The sequence below is a fragment of the Deltaproteobacteria bacterium genome (genome assembly GCA_016218975.1).
In the GTDB taxonomy this organism is placed as follows: Bacteria; Desulfobacterota; Deferrimicrobia; order Deferrimicrobiales; family Deferrimicrobiaceae; genus JAENIX01.
The window spans coordinates 1-2,914 of record JACRCO010000079.1; the positions used below are offsets into that span (position 1 = coordinate 1).

Sequence of the window (2,914 nt, forward strand, 5' to 3'; positions counted from 1 at the left end):
ATGCCGAATATAACTACGTCGTATCTATATTTTTTCAAAATAGCTCCCAACTAATTTATTACCACCATGGTTTGGTTATATCAAAGGAATCTGTAATATATCTTGTCCCTGTTCCAATCGCATTGTTCATAGTATTCGGTGGACTTGTCATAACAAATCCGCCAACAAACTCGCCTGCTTTCTGTACTGATTGTGGATTCATCAGAATAGCCGTCGTCACTATAGGCCCCGCCGCCACGGCAGCATTGATCGCCCCAAATCCCCCAATTTCCGCCGCACCGATCGCGCCGATCTTTCCAAAAGCTTGGTTTACATCGTTGACATTTTTCCCTCTTCCAGCTTGTCCGCAAGGGTCCATCCCTTTCTGATTCCACCAATCCGCGAACGCGGCGCCATACTTGGAGCCGATATACACCACTCCAATTGCGCCTCCTTTTGCCAACGCAAAATAAACCACCGGCGCGAACAACACTGCCTCTCCATCGGGATCCACGAAGTTCACGGGATCGTTGAACGCGTACCCGAACAGGTTCCCCTGCCCGCCCTCGAACAGGATCGGATCTCTCGCCGTCCACCTCCCCGTTCCCGGCTCGTAGTCGCGGAACCCGAACCTCACCAACCCTGTCGCACTTTCCGCGATCCCGCACGCGAACCCAACGGGGAGGTCGAAGGACGGGTTGGTACCGGAGAACAGAACCGCCCGCCGCACTTCCGTCGTATGCACGGGTGTTTTCCTTAATGCGGTCGGCGGCTTCACAGGTCTTTGAGCCCGACGAGGGGCGGACCGGAGGGGTCGAAGACCCCTGATGCGGTTTTCGAAAGTGCGGTACGGTCGCGCGGAGGAGCTTCTTTCTTTAGCTGCCCCGGTCTGCATAGAAGGGATCGTATCAAGAGCAGGCAGCTAAAGGAAGAAGAGGGACGAGGCAAGAACGACGCGTTTGTCGGCGACGGACGCGCGCGCCCGGGCTCCACGCGCGCCCGTCGATGATTCCGTCAGGCGTTCGCCGCAGACACCGCTTTTTTCCGCCGAGCGGATTTCCGAAGCACGGATCGGCGGGCCGGGACTGGCTCCGCGATCCGATCGATCACCACCGGGGGACGGTGGGGGAACCGGGCGACCAAGTCAAGCTCTCCGCCCATCGCCTGGACGTAACGCTTCAAGGTCGAGATCAACATGTCGCTCCTCTGTTCGAGGCGCGATATGGTGTCCTGACCAACACCGAGAGAGGATGCGAGCTCCTCCTGTGTCCGTTCCACGGCCTGGCGCAGGTCCTTTAAGGTTGCGAGTTCCGCCGCCCGGCGCTCGACCTTCTCCCGGCGCTTCCGGGGCAGCTTCGCGAGTACCTGTTCAAGATTTCTTGCCACGGCCTGTCTCCTTTCCTTTCCGACTCTTCCTTTCGGCGCTTAAGTGTGTCAGATGCCTCCCGAACCGCTCGTCGGCAACGTGGATGAGCCTTTTGTAAAATCGTCTCTGATCCGCCCCCGCCTTGTCCCCGCCGACGAGCAGAACGGCCTGTCGTCTGGGGTCGAAGGCGAACGCCACCCGCCAGACCTCTTTCTCCCAGTTGAAGCGGAGTTCCTTCATGTTGGGATATTTCGAACCGCTGAGCGTATCCACCGTCGGCCGTCCGAGATTCGGGCCATAGTCCCCGAGCAAGATCGCATGGGCGAGAAGTTCATCCTGTAGCCCCTCGTCGAGAGCCTTGAACTCCTCGTCAAACTCGTCGTGGAAGACCACCTCCCACTTCATGATCATATTATGGACTCCGTTCCATATGCAGTAAAGGCCATATTCATCGGTTTGGAGTTCGCCCGGGATTCTCCGTCGCGTCCCCCGCGGGCTCCGCGCGCAGGAGCGGAGGCCCCCAACAGAGGGCCGAAGCCCGAGCACGGAGACCGCACACTCACGCGCCGACGGGTTGACCTTGCTCTTGCCTCGGGGGTCGCGGTAGGGACGCCCGTTACCGGGCGCCCCCCGCACAGATCCGTACGTGAGGGACTACCTCATACGGCTCCTGCCTCAGGTCGTGACGTGTAAGCGCTTCCAAGGATGTGGATGCAGGATTCGCGGCGGAGGCAGCCAACGGTCTGCGATGCCCTTCATCCGACTCCGGGTCACGCGGCCCTTCTGGCTACGCCTTGCGAGAGCATGCAGCCAGAGTTCGACCACCCGTCGGCGAAACGACAAGAGCACCGGGTAACTGTAGGGAACGGCAAAGTAGCCATACCATCCCCGCAGTACCGTTTGCAGCCACTGGCCCACCTCCGGGAGAGGATCGTGCCTCCGCCGCCGGAGCTGTTCCTTTATCTCCTTGAGCTTGGCGTGTCTCCTCTTCCTCTTCGGCCTTCGGATCACCGTGAACAGCTTCCTTCTGCTCTTGCCGCATATGTGCGTAAAGCCCAGAAAGTCGAAGGTCTTCGGTTTTCCTTCCCCACGTTTCTTTCGATTCTCCGAAGCGTGGCGGCCGAACTCGATCAAGCGTGTCTTCTCCTCGTGCAGTTCCAGGTTGAACTTCCGGAGCCTGTCGCGGAGTTCCTTCAAGAAGCGCTCTCCATCCGAGCGTCGCTGGAAGCCGACCACAAAGTCGTCAGCGTATCGCACGATGATCATGTTCCCTCGTGCCTGCTGTCGACGCCACCGGTCGGCCCAGAGATCGAGTGCATAGTTAAGGTAGATGTTCGCCAGCAAAGGGCTGATACTCCCCACTTGCGGCGTCCCCGAAGAAGTCACGTCTGAACCTGGCGCCGCTTGGCTTGGGGAAGGAGACCCTGGCTCGACTTTTACAACCCCTCTTGCAACATGCTGATATGAAGAGACAATTTGGAACGCTTTTCAGGCGTGTGACTACAAACAGCTTCCTGATGAGAGAGATTCGCGATTATGCGGGTGTGGCTTCCTGGTTGTCCGGGGGCG

The 2,914-nt window shown here is 58.8% G+C and carries 4 protein-coding genes; all 4 read right to left on the reverse strand.

The genetic code is table 11. The features are described 5' to 3' along the window. Nucleotides 1-58: 58 nt before the first annotated feature. On the reverse strand, nucleotides 59-874 hold the full coding sequence (locus tag HY896_11665) for an RHS repeat-associated core domain-containing protein (GenBank protein MBI5577005.1): 816 nt from the start codon (nucleotides 872-874) through the stop codon (nucleotides 59-61). Nucleotides 875-993: 119 nt separating this feature from the next. After that, complete coding sequence (locus HY896_11670; GenBank protein MBI5577006.1) at nucleotides 994-1,365, reverse strand: helix-turn-helix transcriptional regulator; 372 nt, start codon at nucleotides 1,363-1,365, stop codon at nucleotides 994-996. Beyond that, nucleotides 1,349-1,750: a type II toxin-antitoxin system RelE/ParE family toxin gene (locus tag HY896_11675; protein ID MBI5577007.1), complete on the reverse strand. Its 402-nt coding sequence runs from the start codon at nucleotides 1,748-1,750 to the stop codon at nucleotides 1,349-1,351. The genes HY896_11670 and HY896_11675 overlap by 17 nt, the downstream gene beginning before the upstream one ends. Before the next feature lie 270 nt (nucleotides 1,751-2,020). Beyond that, nucleotides 2,021-2,707, reverse strand: a complete 687-nt coding sequence (locus tag HY896_11680) for an RNA-directed DNA polymerase (protein MBI5577008.1) — start codon at nucleotides 2,705-2,707, stop codon at nucleotides 2,021-2,023. Nucleotides 2,708-2,914: the final 207 nt, after the last annotated feature.